General features: G+C 64.9%; 13 protein-coding genes and 6 pseudogenes. 7 read left to right on the forward strand and 12 right to left on the reverse strand.

What is annotated here, in order from left to right:
• Positions 1–2 precede the first annotated feature (2 nt).
• The 5 genes and pseudogenes from HYG77_RS36055 to HYG77_RS40280 form a co-directional block, all read right to left on the reverse strand.
• A protein-coding gene (locus HYG77_RS36055; RefSeq protein ID WP_208964443.1) for an IS3 family transposase occupies positions 3–1222 on the reverse strand; the annotation gives its coding sequence in 2 pieces (ribosomal slippage) (positions 3–913 and positions 913–1222; 1221 coding nt in all).
• 65 nt (positions 1223–1287) lie between these two features.
• Positions 1288–1512 (reverse strand): annotated as a pseudogene (locus HYG77_RS36060) (site-specific integrase); the annotation flags it as partial.
• A 112-nt stretch (positions 1513–1624) separates the two neighbouring features.
• A pseudogene (locus tag HYG77_RS40270) lies at positions 1625–2653 on the reverse strand (tyrosine-type recombinase/integrase); the annotation flags it as partial.
• Positions 2654–2731: 78 nt separating this feature from the next.
• The gene (locus tag HYG77_RS40275) at positions 2732–3163 is read right to left on the reverse strand and encodes a tyrosine-type recombinase/integrase (RefSeq protein WP_280123346.1); all 432 of its coding nucleotides are present in this window, start codon (positions 3161–3163) and stop codon (positions 2732–2734) included.
• A 57-nt stretch (positions 3164–3220) separates the two neighbouring features.
• The gene (locus HYG77_RS40280) at positions 3221–4471 is read right to left on the reverse strand and encodes a hypothetical protein (protein ID WP_244461555.1); all 1251 of its coding nucleotides are present in this window, start codon (positions 4469–4471) and stop codon (positions 3221–3223) included.
• Positions 4472–4513: 42 nt separating this feature from the next.
• Here HYG77_RS40280 and HYG77_RS36075 point away from each other — a divergent pair.
• A pseudogene (locus tag HYG77_RS36075) lies at positions 4514–5733 on the forward strand (IS3 family transposase).
• 10 nt (positions 5734–5743) lie between these two features.
• On the opposite strand, the gene HYG77_RS36080 reads toward HYG77_RS36075, so the two are convergent.
• From HYG77_RS36080 to HYG77_RS36105, 5 genes and pseudogenes are all read right to left on the reverse strand, one after another.
• Entirely contained in the window at positions 5744–5932 is a 189-nt protein-coding gene (locus HYG77_RS36080) for a hypothetical protein (protein WP_208964371.1), read from the reverse strand.
• The gene (locus HYG77_RS40285; protein ID WP_244461556.1) at positions 5929–6747 is read right to left on the reverse strand and encodes a site-specific integrase; all 819 of its coding nucleotides are present in this window, start codon (positions 6745–6747) and stop codon (positions 5929–5931) included. Before HYG77_RS40285 ends, HYG77_RS36080 begins: the two co-directional genes overlap by 4 nt.
• 563 nt (positions 6748–7310) lie before the next feature.
• Positions 7311–7628, reverse strand: coding sequence for a helix-turn-helix transcriptional regulator (locus HYG77_RS36095; protein ID WP_208964372.1), 318 nt, complete (start codon positions 7626–7628; stop codon positions 7311–7313).
• Between the two features lie 2 nt (positions 7629–7630).
• Positions 7631–8683, reverse strand: coding sequence for a site-specific integrase (locus HYG77_RS36100; RefSeq protein ID WP_208964373.1), 1053 nt, complete (start codon positions 8681–8683; stop codon positions 7631–7633).
• Positions 8684–8832: 149 nt separating this feature from the next.
• Positions 8833–9510 (reverse strand): annotated as a pseudogene (locus HYG77_RS36105) (transposase); the annotation flags it as partial.
• A gap of 95 nt (positions 9511–9605) precedes the next feature.
• Here HYG77_RS36105 and HYG77_RS36110 point away from each other — a divergent pair.
• The 5 genes and pseudogenes from HYG77_RS36110 to HYG77_RS36130 form a co-directional block, all read left to right on the forward strand.
• Positions 9606–10271, forward strand: a pseudogene (locus HYG77_RS36110) (transposase); the annotation flags it as partial.
• 143 nt (positions 10272–10414) lie between these two features.
• On the forward strand, positions 10415–11467 hold the full coding sequence (locus HYG77_RS36115) for a site-specific integrase (protein ID WP_208964140.1): 1053 nt from the start codon (positions 10415–10417) through the stop codon (positions 11465–11467).
• A gap of 2 nt (positions 11468–11469) precedes the next feature.
• Positions 11470–11787 (forward strand): helix-turn-helix transcriptional regulator, encoded by a 318-nt coding sequence (locus tag HYG77_RS36120; RefSeq protein WP_208964141.1) that lies wholly within the window; start codon positions 11470–11472, stop codon positions 11785–11787.
• Positions 11788–12350: 563 nt separating this feature from the next.
• Complete coding sequence (locus HYG77_RS36125) at positions 12351–13400, forward strand: integrase (RefSeq protein WP_244461510.1); 1050 nt, start codon at positions 12351–12353, stop codon at positions 13398–13400.
• 48 nt (positions 13401–13448) lie between these two features.
• Positions 13449–14048: pseudogene (locus HYG77_RS36130) on the forward strand (IS256 family transposase); the annotation flags it as partial.
• Positions 14049–14157: 109 nt separating this feature from the next.
• Here HYG77_RS36130 and HYG77_RS36135 read toward each other — a convergent pair.
• Positions 14158–15039: a dihydrodipicolinate synthase family protein gene (locus tag HYG77_RS36135; RefSeq protein ID WP_208964374.1), complete on the reverse strand. Its 882-nt coding sequence runs from the start codon at positions 15037–15039 to the stop codon at positions 14158–14160.
• 52 nt (positions 15040–15091) lie between these two features.
• On the reverse strand, positions 15092–15877 hold the full coding sequence (locus tag HYG77_RS36140) for an aldolase (RefSeq protein WP_208964375.1): 786 nt from the start codon (positions 15875–15877) through the stop codon (positions 15092–15094).
• Between the two features lie 187 nt (positions 15878–16064).
• On the opposite strand from HYG77_RS36140, the gene HYG77_RS36145 reads away from it, so the two are divergent.
• Positions 16065–16616 (forward strand): XRE family transcriptional regulator, encoded by a 552-nt coding sequence (locus HYG77_RS36145; protein ID WP_208964376.1) that lies wholly within the window; start codon positions 16065–16067, stop codon positions 16614–16616.
• The last annotated feature ends 186 nt before the right edge of the window (positions 16617–16802 follow it).

The raw sequence follows: 16802 nt of genomic DNA on the forward strand, positions 1-16802 counted from the left end.
TCCTATGCGGCGGTGGCCAGCGTAGCCGATCGCTGCTCGTACTCGATCGGACAGATCTGACCGAGCGTGGAATGCCTCCTTCGCGTGTTGTAGCGCGTGATCCAGCGGAACACGGCGGCACGCGCCTCACCCGCCCCGTTCCAGCGCTTTCTGCCCTGCAGCGTCTCCCGTTTCAACGACGCGTTCAACGATTCGGCAGCAGCGTTGTCCGCCGACGTTCCGACCGCACCCCGGGACCGGGTCACCCCCAGTTCGCGGCACACATCCGCGAAGTCCTGCGAGACGTATTGGGCGCCGTTGTCGCTGTGAAAAATTGCCCCATCGAGCCCGGCGGCACCGCGTGCGGCGGCCGCCGCACGCAGCGCGTCGGTGACCAGCTCGGTGCGCATGTGTGGGGCGATCGACCACCCCGCCAGCCGTTTCGAGTTCAGGTCCAACACCGTTGCCAGATACAGGAAGTCACCGTCCCCGATGGGCAAATAGGTGATGTCGCCGACGTATTTGGTGTTCGGTGCGCTCGCGGTGAAATCCCGCCGGATCAGGTCCGGAACCGGGGTCGCGGACGGCTCGGGGACCGTGGTGCGGACCGTCTTGCGCAGGTGCACCCCGACGATCCCGTTCTCGCGCATCACCCGTTCCACCCGCTTGTGGTTCACCTCGATCCCGGCATCGCGCAGCTCGGCCGTGATGCGCGGGGCACCGTAGGTGCCATCGAAGTCGTCGTGAATTTCGCGGATCCGCTCGACCAGCTCCTGGTCGGCGCGGGCGCGTTCGGCGCGGGCCGGTGCGGCGGCACGCCACCGGTAATATCCGGACCGGGACACCTCGAGGATCTGGCACAGCCACTTCACCGGAGCGGTGTCGCGGTGGTCGTCAACGAACAGGAAGCGGCTCACCAGTTCGTCTCGCCCGCGAAATATTTCGCTGCCCTGCGCAGGATCTCCCGCTCGGTCTCCAGCTTGCGGACCTGGGCCCTGAGCTGCTTGATCTCGTCCTCCAACACGGACTCGGACGATACCTCGCCCGCCGATGCCGGCCTCCGGGGTCGGTCGGCCGCGGACGGAGTGCCGGTGCGTTTGCGCTCGGTCCGCACCCAGTTGCGTAGGGTCTCGCGACTGACCCCCAGGTCGTTGCCGATGCCCTCGAACGTGTGGCTCGGATCGGACAGGTACAGCGCGACAGCATCGGCCTTGAACTCCGCCGAGTACGCCTTCATCACCATTTGTGACATCACTTCCTCTGGACCCTTCACGGCCCAGTGTTCAGGATGTCCTCACTCAGGGGGCAACCCCCATCCTCCAACCGGACCTCACGCCACTCCAACCCCCGCATCTGAAGGAACACGAACCAGTCCTTCAGGTCGTGGGCGTATGCCTTGACCGTGTTGGGCGACCGCTCGATGTCGGTGAGGTAGGCCAGGTAGCGCTCGATCGGCGCCACAGGCCCGCTGTCGTCGAGGACCGTCCACGACTCGAACGACGAGTCTGGCATCAACACGCGCTGTACAAGCATCGGACCTCCGGGGAATCTGCGTAATGGACAGCCGCAGATAACCACCTCCACCACGCGAACATCCACTCACCGACAGTGCATGGTGCACGTCATGAACACCCTTCCGATGGCTCGAGATAAATTGGATGAATCGCCGGTCGACCCCATCCTCGGTCAGATGCGTGACGTACGAATGTCGGAGACTATGGGGAACAAGCGTTTTCGGAAGTTTCAGAGCATCTCGATAGGACTCGAACCGGGCGTTGATCTCGGCCGGTTTGATCCGCCCGCCCCGCTCGGTCACCCACAGCGCCGGATGATCGACGCCGAACCTCGGCCGGATGTTCTCGACGTAGTCGGCCACCGCGTCGACCGCCCAGCCCATGACCGAAGCGACGTTGCGTCGGCGGGGCGGCTGGCCGCGCTTGGCCTTGCCGTAGCGAACGTGCAGCATCCCGAACCGACCGAATTCCGGCGCGGCCGGATTGCAGCCCCAGTCCACGACGTCCAACCGCGCCGATTCGGTCCGGCGTAGGCCCCAGGCGTAGATGACCTTGAACAGCGTGGCATCGCGATAGGCGGCCAGCGCCCCCTTCCGTTTGGTCCGCACGGCACGCTCGACCTGATCGTCGGCATAGTCGAGGAACCGTTGCAGCTCAGCGCGCGTGAACGGCCGTGCCTCCGGCCTGCCCTCGTACTGCGACAAGTGCACATGGGTGTTCCACTCGTGGCAGATCGGGACGGGATGCGTACCGAAAGCCTCCTCGCAGGCCACGGCCCAGCCATAACGGCCATCGACAAGGAACTCGCTGAACAGGCGTAGCTCCATCTGATAGTTGCGAATCGTGGACGGGGCGAGATGCCTCTCACTGGTCAGCGACATCGACCACTCGTCCACATGGGACGGGGTCCACTTCCAGGGAAACTCGTTGGTGCACTTCAGAAAACTTCGAACCAACCGCTCCCGCCGCGCGATGGTGCCCTCCCTCAGGCCCCGCGCGGCCTGCTGTGCCCGCCATCCCCGAAGCATCGCCTCCACCATCGCGTCCTCCGGGCGCAACTGCACCACACCGGACACCATCTCCAGGTGCGCCGCACCCTCCAGGCCAGACCGCCGCAACCCGCCCTCCAAGCCGTTTCGGTTAGTGAGTGGATCATGCATCAAACGGGATAGCAAGATCAAATTGCCAGGTCAAAGCCTTGTCCGCGGCACCTCGGCATCACCCTCAACGGCACCCTGTCAACAGGCGACCTGCGATTTCTCGCCCGTTCGATGCAATTCCCGAGGGCTGGCGTAGTGCTGGGTCGATTCCGGGCTGCGGTGTCCGAGCCAAGCCTGCAGCTCGAACAGCGTCATCGGTTCCTTGGCGTTGTAGAGCTGTGTCGCGATGGTGGAGCGAGCGCGGTGGCTGGTGATCGGCCCGCGAACGTCGGCGGCAGGAATGTCGGCCTTGCGGCAGAGCGCAGGGATGATCGTGTCGTTGATGTAGTTCTTGCTGATCCGCCCGGCCCGGACTGCGAACAGGAAGTGCACCTTCTCACCGGTTTTCCGGTCCAGCATCGGTGGTTGCGCGGGGCGCAGGGCCTGCCATGCTTCGATCGCCCGGCCCAACAACGGGTCGACGGGCTTGGTGAACGCGGTGCCGGTCTTGTGGGTAGGGATATCGAGCAGACAGACCGATGAGTCGGTCTGCTGTGGGTCGTCGCCGACGGCGGGCTGATCGTGTTGTCAGCGGATGCAGCCGACCCGAAGCCGGGCGATTTCGTCGCTGCGCTGGCCAGCGAACAGCCAGGTCAGCGTGACGGCGCGGACCATGTCGACCGGGTGGGCCCCGGGTCCTGCGGGCAGGTCGCCGGGATCGAGGTTGAGGCCGGCCCAGAGAAGTTTGGCCCAGAGGTCATCGGCGATCACTCGCGGGTCGGGTCCTTGCAGTGCCCGGATGCTGCGCGGGGTTTCCAATGCTCGCGCGGGGTCGAATCGACGCGGGATCCAGTCCCAGTCCTGGATATCGCGGAAGAAGGTGCGGACGATGCGGATGTAGGTGCGTTTCGTTTTCGCCGACAATGGTTTTCCGAGCTGTTCGATGCGGCTCTCACGCCAGCTCTCCGATTGGATGTGGTCGCCGACACGCATGCGGTCGACGGCGGCGATCCAGGCCGAGCAGGTCTGCCGTGTCCAGTCAGCGGGCCCGGTGATATCGGGATGGTCGGCGGCGAGCCAACGGCCGATCTTGGCCAGCACGACGCGATGGGTGTCGCGGGTACTTGGTTGGACCGTCGCGGTGGCGTGCCAGCGTTCGACCGCCTGCGCCCAGCCCGGAGCGGTGCCGGTGATGGGGACGGGCCCGTCCCCGTATCGCGGTGCCGGTGGAGGGCCGGTGTGGCCGAGCGTGGCCAGAGCCCGGTGAACGCCGTGCAGGTGGCGGCCGTGGAAGTGCCGTTCGATCGCCGCGTCCGCCCGCAGGCGGTCCAGCGCCGGCGAGGTGAGCTCGGCTAGCATCGGACTGCGGTTGAGCAGCAGCAAGGTGCAGATCATCGACTCCAGATTCGCGGCACGATATCCCCATCCGTTCAGCACCGCGCGAACCGGCTCGACCGCCTGATCGACGCTGACGGAACCGAATATCCGCTGCGCCAACGTCTGCCGCGCGAACGGGCCGACCAGATCGAATGCGGTGAACCCGGTGAGCAGATAGGCATGAACGAGCAGATAGGGACGTGCCTGCATGCCGACCTGCCCCCGGAAACGCTCCCGCAGCTGCTGTGGGCGCAGCAGCTCGGCCCACTCCTGCGTCGACCAGGACCAGAAGTCGCGGCCCAGCTCACCGCAGCGGTGCAGGATGATCGCGGTCGCGTAGCGGGCAAACCGTCGCTGGAACACGGTGTCGGGATGCCAGTGCAGAGCCGCGATCGCCTCGTCCAGTGGTGCGGTCAACCGCGCAATCGCCTGCCACTGAGGCTGCACCCTCGGAGTGGACACCCCTGACAATGGTTCCAGTGGAGAGCCAGGAGGGATGTCGAGGTGGGACGCCAGTCTCTGTACACGGAGGAATTCCGGAAGGACGCGGTCGCGCTGTACCGCGCGGCCGATGGTCAACGCACGTACGCGGCGGTGGCCGCGGACCTGGGCATCAGTGGCGAGACGCTGCGGACGTGGGTTCGTAAGGACACCGCCCGCGAGGGACGCCCGGAGGCCCGCCGCACCGCCGGTGGGGAGACCGAGTCGGACGAACTCGCGCGCCTGCGGGCAGAAAATGCTCGGCTGCGGGGTGCTGAGAAGGAATGGCAACTCGAACGTGAGATTCTGCGCCGGGCAGCCGCGTATTTCGCAAAGGAGGTGAAGTGAAGACCCGCCGCTGGGACTTCATCTCCGACCTTCGCGCCGAGTTCGGCGTGCAGCGGCTGTGCCGTGTGCTCGGGACCTCACGCTCCGGCTACTACAAGCACCTGGCCACCGAAGATACTCGTGCCGAGCATGCGGCGGAAGAAGCCGCGACAGTCGCCGAGATCCGCGCCATCCATGCCGAGCATCGCAGCGCCTACGGCGCCCCGCGGGTGCATGCCGAACTGCGGTCCCGCGGGCACAGGATCAACCGCAAACGGGTGACCCGGCTGATGCGGATCCACCACGTCGTCGGCCGGCACCTGCGCCGCAGCAAACGCACGACGATCGCGGACAGGTCGGCTCCACTCGTTCCGGATCTGGTGATGCGGGACTTCACCGCTACAGCGATGAATACGAAGTGGTGTGGGGACGTCACCTACATCCCGGTGGGATCTTCGTGGTTGTTTTTGGCCACGGTGATCGACATCTGTTCACGCCGGGTGGTGGGCTGGTCGATCGCTGACCATATGCGCACCGAGCTCGTCGCGGACGCAATCGAGATGGCGGTACGCACCCGCGGTGGCGACGTCGGTGGGGTTATCTTCCACAGCGACCGCGGGTCGCAGTACACCGCAGCAGCTTTCGTCGATGTATGCCGCCGCCTTGGGATCCGGCCGAGTCGAGGTCGGGTCGGGTCAAGTTACGACAATGCTCTCGCCGAGTCGTTCTTCCAAGGCCTCAAGAGGGAATGGCTGCACGGACGGAGTTGGACGTCGAAGTCGCAGGCACGGCTGGAGCTGTTCGACTGGCTCTCGTACTACAATCGACGTCGCCGTCACTCCGCGCTCGGATATCTCACCCCAGTGGAGTTCGAACAACGACTGATCGCGTCGTCTACGCTGTCAATCGCCGCATGAAATCGGGTGTCTACTCCCAAGGGGCAACCTCACACTGCGGGTGTTCGCGCTCCCGGTCGAGCCGTAGCAGGTCGAAACCGAGGGTCTGCAGCGCATCGGACTCGTTCTTCGAGAGCCGTCCGTGGCGCTGGAAACGATCCAGCCGTAGCGGCCACTCCCAAACGGATGGTGCTGCCTGCGGATTTACCATCATTGTCATCGGCGACTGGTCTCCTGCTCGTCGGGGCGAGCCAGCATCTCCACCCGCCAGGAGTGGATGTGGTTCATGCCGCGAGCGAGCTTGTCGGCCAGCTCCCGCCCGGACAGGTGGATATAGGTGAGTGTGGTTTCGGTGCTGCGATGTCCGGCGAAGGTGGCGATCGCGTGTAGTTCCCAACCCGTCCGTGCCAGGTCCGTCAAGCACAGATGCCGGGTCGTGTGGGTGGAGAACTGCGGCACTCCCGCATCGACCGCGATGCGTCGCACCACTTTCGACCATGTCCACAAACTCAGCGGATCGGCATGGTTGCGGCGTGACTCGGACAGAAACAGCGGTCCTCGAGCCGGGCTTATGGTCGCTCGATGCGTCAAATACTTTTGCAGCAACACCCCGGTTGGCGCCGAATACGGCACTATTCGCTCGAGCCGGTTCTTCGTCGTCTCCGCCCGCACTCGTAACATCCGACGAGCTGGATCCAGGTCGTCGGTGCGCAGGGAGCACAACTCCTCGCGGCGCAGCGTCGCGTGCCCGCGCGGGTGGGTGCCGGCGCGGCGGGCGCGGTGGCGGCCGGCGACCAGGTGCGCAGCGAACCCGATTACCGCCGGTTGCAGGGGTGCGGGCACCGCGTCGATGCGGGACTGGCGGCGGGCGGAGGCGCGGCGTTCCTCCCGGTCCGGCGGCAGAGCCAGCTTGCTCGCGGTGAGGAAGTCCTCGAGGGCCCGCGCGAGCGGCACGTCGGCGGCGACAGCGTCCAGTAGTGCCTGCGGATGCACCGGGGCATCGTCGGTCAGGTCTTTGCCGAGGCGGGTGAGCATGGCGCACGCGCGACTGGGGTGATGGCGGCCGACCAGGTAGGCGGCGAAGGTGCCCAGCCAGCTTGGCGGATTACCCAGTGTTTCAGCGAGATTGGTGGCGCGGACGGTGATCCGGTGCGGCGAGCGTGCCCAACAGGGTCGGCACCGCCCGGCTCCGGTCAGTCGGGTGACCCGGCCGCAGTCGACGCAGGCCGCATCTGGATTCGGGGGCCGGCCCGGATGTGAACACGGGCCGCACCAGCCGGTGTCGGATCGTAAGATCCGGCGTTTGCTGCAGCGTGGGCAGTCGGCTCGATCGGCGTCTCGCCGTTGCCGTCGGAGACATTCCTTGCACAGGTTTCGGTCGACGAACAACACCGGGGCCTGGCATTGTCGGCAGGTGCGCGAGCAGCGCACGCAACGACCGGTGCCCGGCTGCAGGACCCGGTCGGCACCGCAGCCCGGGCAGCGGTGTGTGACCGGGGCGTGCGAGGCCGCCCAGTGGCAGCGGGCACACAGGTCACGGTCGGGTTTGCCGACCGCGCGACCGCAGCGGCGGCAGTCCCGGATCCGGCGGGTCATGCTCAGATCGGCGGCATCGACCGGCCTCGCCGCGATGCCTGTGTGTCGTTCGCCGCGACCTTGTCCGGGTTCGACGAGATCGGTTGTGCGACTGGGGTGGTATCGATGTCGAACAGGTCGTTCGGTGTGCAGTCCAAGGCGGTGCACAGCGCGAACAGGGTGGTCAGCTTGAGCTGGCTGGGTTGTTTGGTGAACAACGCCGACACCGATGCCGAGGACAGTTCCAATCCGGCTTTCTCGGCGAGCAGCCGTTGTAGCTGGGTGCCGGTCCAGACCTCGCGTTGAGCGGCGGCCATCCGGAGTTTCCACCTGATCTGCATGCTCACTCCTGTCCGGTCAACTCGGTCAGCGTCGACGAGATCGCCCGCTGGTAGGCGTCTTCGATGAACGTTTCCGACGGGCGCACGTACCGCATGGTCGACGCCACCGTCCAGTGGCCTAGGAGTTGTTGAATAGCAACCAGATCCACACCGCGCTCGTAGTTGTGGGTGGCGCAGGCACGGCGCATCGCGTGCGGGCTGAACCACTCCGCTTCGGGCCGTCCCTCCACGCTCATCAGGTGCCGCAGCCGGTTGCGGATCGTGGCCGCGGCCATCCGGCCACCGGACTCGTCGCACAGCAGTACCGAGCTGTCCGGGAACCGGCCACGCACGTCATCGAGATACCAACGCAGCACCAGATCCAGCCCGTCCAGCATCGGTACCCACCGCGGCCGCGGCCCGGATCCTCTGGCGCCCTTTCCGAACCGCACATGCAGTTTGCCGAACGTGCCACGCCCGAAGTGCACGTCGCCGCGGTCGAGCATCACCACCTCCTCGGCGCGCACTCCGGCGTGATACAGCGTGCGGAACAACGCGTAGTCCCGGGCGGCCGGGCCGTACTTGCGGGCGGTCGCAATCCGCACCTTGAGGAACTCGAAGAACCCCGCCACCCGCTCCGGCGCCGGCGGCGCATCCGCGCTCGGTGCGTCGTCACTGACGTGGCGCGCGGCGTTGAACTCGTCCAGCGGACAGGCCAGCCGCACCCCGAACGCCGCCTCGATCTCCGCCGCTTTGCGAACCTCGAGGAACCGGTGAAACCCCTTGAACACCTGCAGATAGTTCCGCCGCGTCGACACCGCTCGACCCGAGCTGGCCAGCTCACCCACCACCCGGTCGACATCGGCGGCGGTCACCTCCCACACCGGCCGACCCAGCCCCGCCAGCATCCGCTCCAGGACGCCGACGTCGTTGGCGATCGTCGATGCCGCGAATCCACGCGCGGTCCACGACGCGACGAACGCCTCCACGCATTCGGCCTGGAACCGCTGCGGATCCCGCGTCGCCACAATCGGTGCGGCCTCGCCCGGGATCACCCGCAGTCGCCCGTCACCCACCGCACACCTTCCTCACACCAAGGATTTCATGGCAGTACCTTAACTTGCGGGCTTACACCTCGAAGATCAACGACACGCCGATCAGTAGGAAAACCTCAGGCAGCAGCACGAAACTCCGGGAACGAACCTGTGCGCGTTCCATATCCCTCCCCGTCACCGTGCTCGCCGGCCCATAACCCGAGGATGTCTCGGGTGCCGTCCACGGTCACGCCCATCACAACGTATATCGGTCGGTTGGCCACGTTGCCGTCGCGGATCTTGACGTGGATACAGTCGATGAACAGCACCGGATACACCGGATCGAGCGGCCGGTTCTGCCACTCGAGCATGCCGTCCATCACCCGCTCGGTGATCGTCGAGATCGTCTGCTTAGACACCTCGGCGTTATAGACCTCGGCCAGGTGCGCAGAAATCTCACCGGTGGTCAATCCCTTGGCAGACAGCGAGATCACCATGTCTTCCACCCCAGTGAGCCGTCGCTGCCGTTTGGCCACGATCTTCGGCTCAAAGGAGGAATCCCGGTCACGGGGCACGTCGAGCTCAACCGGCCCGGCCTCGGTCAACACGGTCTTGGCGCGCCTGCCGTTGCGCGAATTGCCGCTGCCCCTGCCGGCCGGGTCATTCTTGCCGTAACCGAGGTGGTCGTCCATCTCGCCCTCGAGCGCGGACTCGACCACCAGCTTGGTCAACTTCGCTAGCAACCCACCGTCTCCGGTGAGCTGCAAACCCTCGGCCCGCGCCTGATCCACCAGCTCCTGCAGCCGCGCGTCGCTGACACCCACACGTGCCGAGTTCGACTCGGCCTCACGATCAATCACATCAGTCATAATGGTGCATCTCCTTTCAGAGTGGGACTGTCCGGTAATCGGTTGATCTGAGTCTGGCCGACACGCCGAGCTTTGCTTGGCGGGAAGGCGGAATCATGACCGAGACACTCGATCCTATGGATCAGACGAAGATCGATCACCAGAAGTTGGCGCAGCAACTGCTGGCGCAGGCCAAGGCTGACGGCGTGGAACTGGTCGGCCCGAACGGACTACTCAACCAACTCACAGCGAACGTGCTCGAAACCGCTCTCGAGGCAGAGATGGAAGAGCACCTAGGCTATGAGAAACACCAGGTCGAAGGAAGAAATGGAGGGAACTCCCGCAACGGCAGACGAGCGAAAACGGTGCTGACGGAGATCGGACCGGTCGAAATCCAAGTACCCCGTGATACCGATGCCTCGTTCGATCCCCAGATCGTGAAGAAACGACAGAGACGGCTCACCGGTGTCGACGAGATCATCTTGTCGCTCTCATCGAAAGGCCTCACCACAGGTGAGATCGTCGCCCATTTCGATGACGTCTACGGCGCCTCGGTGTCGAGGGAGACGATCAGCAAGATCACCGACAAAGTCCTCGCGGAGATGGCCGAATGGTCCGTCCGGCCCCTGGACCCGGTGTACCCGGTGATCTTCATCGACGCCATCCATGTCAAGGTCCGGGACGGTCAGGTCACCAACCGGCCGATCTATGTCGCGATCGGCGTCACTGTGAACGGGGAACGCGACATCCTGGGGCTATGGGCCGGTGACGGTGGTGAGGGATATGGAACGCGCACAGGTTCCTTTCCGGAGTTTCGTGCTGCTGCCTGAGGTTTTCCCACTGATCGGCGTGTCGTTGATCTTCGAGGTGTAAGCCCGCAAGTTAAGGTACTGCCATGAAACCCCAGGTGTGAGGAAGGTGTGCGGTGGGTGACGGGCGACTGCGGGTGATCCCGGGCGAGGTCGCGCCGGTCGTGGCGACGCGAGATCCGCTGCGGTTCCAGGCCGAATGCGTGGAGGCGTTCGTCGCGTCGTGGACCGTGCGTGGGTTCGCGGACTCGACGATCGCGAACGATGTCGGTGTGCTGGAGCGGATGCTCGCGGGGCTGGGTCGGCCGGTGTGGGAGGTGACCGCCGCCGATGTCGACCGGGTGGTGGGCGAGCTGGCCAGCTCGGGCCGGGCGGTGTCGACGCGGCGGAACTATCTGCAAGTGTTCAAGGGGTTTCACCGGTTCCTCGAGGTCCGCAAAGCGGCGGAGATCGAGGCAGCGTTCGGGGTGCGGCTGGCCTGTCCGCTGGACGAGTTCAACGCCGCGCGCCACGTCAGCGACGACGCACCGGCCGCGGAGGCGCCGCCGGCGCCGGAGCGGGTGGCGGCGTTCTTCGAGTTCCTCAAGGCGCGGATTGCGACCGCCCGCAAGTACGGCCCGGCCGCCCGGGACTATGCGTTGTTCCGCACGCTGTATCACGCCGGGCTGCGCGCCGAGGAGGTCGTGATGCTCGACCGCGGTGACGTGCACTTCGGGCGCGGCACGTTCGGCAAGCTGCATGTGCGGTTCGGGAAGGGCGCCAGGGGATCCGGGCCCCGGCCCCGGTGGGTGCCGATGTTGGACGGGCTGGATCTGGTTCTGCGTTGGTATCTCAATGACGTGCGTGGCCGGTTCCCGGACAGCTCGGTATTGCTGTGCGACGAGTCCGGCGGCCGGATGGCCGCGGCCACGATCCGCAACCGGCTGCGGCACCTGATGGGTGTGGAAGGACGGCCGGAAGCGGAGTGGTTCAGCCCGCACGCGATGCGCCGTGCCTGCGCCACCCACAACTACGAGCGAGGAGTGGATCTCGTTGCTATCCAACAACTCCTAGGCCACTGGACGGTCGCGTCGACCATGCGGTACGTGCGCCCGTCGGAAACGTTCATCGAAGACGCCTACCAGCGCGCGATCTCGTCGACGCTGACCGAGTTGACCGGACAGGAGTGAGCATGCAGATCAGGTGGAAACTCCGGATGGCCGCCGCTCAACGCGAGGTCTGGACCGGCACCCAGCTGCAACGGTTGCTCGCCGAGAAGGCCGGATTAGAACTGTCCTCGGCGTCGGTGTCGGCGTTGTTCACCAAACAACCCAGCCAACTCAAGCTGACCACCCTGATCGCGCTGTGCACCGCCTTGGACTGCACACCGAACGACCTGTTCGACATCGATACCACCCCAGTCGCACAACCGATCTCGTCGAACCCGGCCAAGATCGCGGCGAACGACACACAGGCGTCGCGGCGAGGCCGGTCGATGCCGCCGATCTGAGCATGACCCGCCGGATCCGGGACTGCCGCCGCTGCGGTCGCGCGGTCGGCAAACCCGATCGGGACCTGTGTGCACGCTGCCACTGGGCGGCCTCGCACGCTCCGGCCAAACATCGTTGCCCAGGCTGCGGTGCCGACCGGGTGCTGCAGCCGGGCACCGGTCGTTGCGTGCGCTGCTCGCGCACCTGCCGACAGTGCCAGGCCCCGGTGTTGTTCGTCGACCGTGACCTGTGCAAGGAATGTCTCCGACGTCAACGGCGAGACGCCGATCGAGCCGACTGCCCACGCTGCAGCAAACGCAGGATCTTGCGATCCGACACCGGCTGGTGCGGCCCGTGTTCACATCCGGGCCGGCCACCAAATCCGGATGCGGCCTGCGTCGACTGCGGCCGGGTCACCCGGCTCTACGGTGCCGGGCGGTGCCGATACTGTTGGGAACGCTCGCCACACAGGATTGCCGTCCGCGCGGCCAATCTTGCTGAAACACTGAATACTCCGCCAGGCTGGCTGTGTGCCTTCGCCGCCTACCTGATCGGCCGCCATCACCCCAGCCGCGCGTGCGCCATGCTCACCCGACTCGGCAAGCACCTGACCAACGATGCCCCGGTGCATCCGCAGGTACTACTGGACGCTGTCGCCACCGATGTGCCCCTCGCGCGGGCCCTCGAGGACTTCCTCACCACGAGCAAGCTGGCTCTGCCGCCGGACCGGGACGAACGCCGCGCCGCCGTCCGCCGACAGTCCCGCATCGACGCGGTCCCCGCACCCCTGCAACCAGCCGTGGCCGGATTCGCCGAGCACCTGGTCGCCGGCCGCGACCGCGCCCGCCGCACCGGCACCCAGCCCCGCGGGCACGCCACGCTCGAAGCGCGCTTGACCGCCCTGCGCGACTTCACCGAGTTTCTGACCACCCGCCGCGGCAAAACCGACTGGGCCGTCGTCGATGTCGGCGACGTCGAAGCGTTCCTGCACGCGCATCCCCGCCGGCGCTCCTTCTATCTGACCGGAGTGCGGCAGTTCTGCCGCTACGCGCTGCGCCGACGGTTGCTGCTCATCGACCCCACCGCAGGGGTGCAAGCGCCGCAGACCATGGCATTCCGCGGACCGACGCTTCCCGTCGACCGCCAGCGCGAATTGTTCCGGCGATGGAGCACCGACCCCGACGTGCACCCGCACGAGGCGTTCGTCGGGCTGGCCGCCCTCCTGCACGGCGCGACCACCCAGGACCTGCAGCACCTCACCGACGACGACATCGACCATGACCAGCGCCGCATCAGGCTGGGGCGTCGACCGCAGCCCACTCCGTTGGACCCGTGGACCTGGACCGCGCTGCACCGCTGCCTGCAGCACCGGCGGAACCTGAGCAGCAGTAACCCCCATGTGCTGATCACCATGCAGACCAAGGCCACCCGCACGGCCGCCTCCGACAGCTACGTCAAGCACACCCTGCGCGCGGTCGATATCCAACCCAGAATCCTGCGCTCCACCCGGCTGGTCGACCTCGTCGGCACGGTCGACGCCAAACTCGTCGCCGCCGCTTACGGCATGACCAACGAGGCCGTCATCGCCTACCTCTTCGACCACGTCGACACCGCCCGCCTGGCGAACCCGTGACAGTTCAGGCGCCACCTCGCACACGTTCGCGCGAACATGTGCGCTTTCGCGAAGTTCTGGCTCGCCGTCCTCACCGAGCTCAAGCATCGAGGTGTCGCCGATGTGTGCATTGTGGTGTGTGACGGGCTGAAGGGCCTGCCGGACGCGATCACCGCGGTGTGGGATCGAACGATTGTCCAGACATGTGTCATTCATCTGCTCCGCAACACGTTTCGGTACGCCTCCCGCAGATACTGGGACGAGATGGCACGAGATCTACGACCGATCTATACCGCTGCAAACGAGGCTGCGGCGCGGGAGCAGTTCGACGAGTTCACCGGCAAGTGGGGCTCGCGGTATCCGGCGATCATCCGGCTCTGGCAGAACGCCTGGACGGAATTCATTCCCTTCCTCGACTACGACGTCGAGATCAGGCGAGTCATCTGCTCGACGAATGCCATCGAGAGCCTCAATGCCCGGTACCGGCGGGCAATCCGGGCACGCGGGCACTTCCCAACGGACCAATCGGCTCTCAAGTGTCTGTATCTCGCGACCCGGGCCCTGGACCCGACCGGGAAGGGCAGAGCACGATGGGCAATGAGGTGGAAGCCAGCACTGAACGCATTCGCGATCACGTTCGAGGGCCGGCTCACCCCGAGTGAGAATTAAACGATGTGCCAGATCCAGATCCACCGAATATCTGATAGTCCCTTCAGAGTTACACCGTTGTTCTTACAGTCCCATGCCTGAGCCTGGGGAATTTCGTGACCGCTGACTCTCATCTGGTGGAGTCAAGGAGATCGGAAAGCGTGGTGCGGTCGGCTTCGTCTAGTGGGAGCAGAGGCGCGCGGGGATCGCCAACTTTTGTCCCGAGGATATCGAGACCTGCCTTGACAGTGGTCGGGAGACCTCCCGCGACAATGAACTCAAGGAGGGGGCGCAATGACTCGTAGATCTGTTGGGCGCGGTTGAACTCTCCGGCGTCCATAGCGGTGAACAGGTCGAGGCACGGCTGGGGTCGTAGACATGGCGCTGCAGTGCACCAGCCGGCAGCCCCTGCTTGAAGTGCCTTCAGAATTAGTGGGTTGCTGCCGTTGAAGAAGGGAAGCTCACCGTCGGTAAGTGCTTTGATGCGATTCATGCGGGTGATGTCGCCCGTTGACTCTTTGATCATTGTGACGTTGTCGACTGTCTCGAACAGCTCCGCCAACAATTCCGGGCGCATGTCTATACCGCTCGTCGCCGGGTTGTTGTACACCATGATCGGGATGTCGATCGCATCGCTGATGGCCTTGTAGTGTGCTTTGATCTCGCGGTCGGAGAGGGGCCAGTACGACACCGGCAGGACCATGACCGAGTTCGCGCCAGCTCGTTGCGCATATTCGGCGCGGCGGATTGTGTTCGCGGTAGTGAGATCTGAGGCGCCCACAACTACGGGTAGGCGTTTACCAACCGCCGCGACTGTGGTGTCTACTACTGCGTCCCATTCGTGCTCTTCGAGATAGGCAGATTCGCCGGTGCTGCCTAGAGGCGCGATCGCGTGTACCCCGTCATCGACAAGTTTGGTTACCAGGGCATGGAGTCGTGGGGTGTCGATCTTCCCGTCCTCAGAAAAAGGGGTGACAGGGTAGGCGACGATGCCTACGAGGGGCGTAGTCATTGATCATTCTCCGTCTGCTCGGAAGGGTGTGGGCGGAAGGGTGTGGGCGGAATCAGTTGTCGAGGGCGTCGGGGTGGCGAGTGAGTGCGCGACGTGCGTAGTAGGTGAAGTTCGCAAGGCTGCGGCGGGGGGTGAGTGTCCAGTCGTGTGCTTCTCGTGCAAGGCGTTCCGGCAGTGGCGCGATTTCGCCGGCGCTCATGGCGAGTAGCTGGAGCTGGGCGCCGCGTTCGATGAGCGTTGCTAGGGAGCAGGCTTCCTCGATACTCGCGCCGGCTACGACATGGCCGTGGTGAGCGAGGAGAATGGCCTTCTTGGCGCCCAGTGCTGCTGTGATAATCTCCCCCTCTTCGTTCCCGACCGGCACGCCAGGCCAGTCGGGAAGGAACGCGCAGTCGTCGTAGAGCGGAGCAATATCCATGTGAGACACGGCGAGCGGAATTTCGAGCATCGACAGTGCAGCGACATGTAACGGGTGCGTATGGACGATGCAGTTGACATCGGGACGTGCACGGTAAATCCAACTGTGAAAACGGTTGGCCGGGTTGGCCATTCCGCTTCCTTCGAGAACATTTAGCTCTTCGTCCACGACCAGGAGGTTTCCAGCCGTGATCTCGTCGAATCCGAGTCCTAGGCGTTGGGTGTAGTATGTACCGGGCTCTTCTGCGCGTGCGGTGATCTGCCCCGCGAGGCCGGAGTCATGGCCGGCATCGAACAGTGCCCGGCAGGTCAGGGCGATTTTCTCCCGTGGGCTCCACTCGGACGCGCCGAAGTTTTCCTTCATCTGGTTCTCGGCGCGCTGCATCAGTGTGGACTTCGACTCGTTCAGCGTCTTCGTCATCGCTATCACTCCGTTCATAGCCGATTGGGATGGTGGCGCTACACCTGAGGACACTAGATGTACGATAGGACACAATGTGTCGTCTAGCAATGGTTTGCCGGCCCGGAGTAGGAGGTGCAGGTATCTTGACGCGTCGTACAGTGGCCTGTCGGTCTCCGCGTGGAGAGAAGATGTTCGAGGTGGTTGGGTGACCGCGCTTCTACGTACAGTTCGTACACAACGGGGTCTGACATTGGATGCCGTTGCGGAGAAGACCGGACTCACCAAGAGTTACTTGTCGAAGATCGAGCGCGGCCGGAGCGTGCCGTCGATCGCGGTGGCGCTCAAGATATCGCAGGCGCTTGGAGTCGACGTCAGTCTGCTGTTCTCGGATCCAACCGCCGACAACCGTGTTGCGGTCTCCCGCGCAGGCGACGTCACCGAGAACAGCGGTCTGGGGTACCGGGCGATTGCTGCGGGATTGGTCGGTAAGGTCATGTCCCCGTTTCTTTTGCGGCCGGAATTCGACTTCAAAGGGGAATTTCATGATCATCCGGGACAGGAGTTGGTCTTTGTCCACGCGGGTGCGATCGACCTCGACCTAGATGGCCGAACGGAACGCCTCGGGGTCGGAGACGCAACCTACTTTGATGCCTCCATCCCGCATCGGATCAAGTCGGTTGGTAACGATCGAGCTGAGGTGGTCATAGTCGTCGAAAACGTTCCTGGTCGTGCACCAGATCACGAACCGCATCCCTGATGTGCGCGACCGTCTGGCGGCCGGTGCCATCGGAACAGGCTTGGCGGCCGGTGCCATTGGAACAGGCTTAGACCCAATACCGTTCAGTTAGCGTCCGCGGATGGTGCATAACGGTGACTGGGTAGGTTGCGGATGGTGTTGGTGGTGCGCGCGTTTGGCCGGCCCATTTGAGGACTTTGCGTTTGA

The sequence above is a fragment of the Rhodococcus sp. ZPP genome, from assembly GCF_017656075.1.
Classification (GTDB): Bacteria; Actinomycetota; Actinomycetes; order Mycobacteriales; family Mycobacteriaceae; genus Rhodococcus_F; species Rhodococcus_F oxybenzonivorans.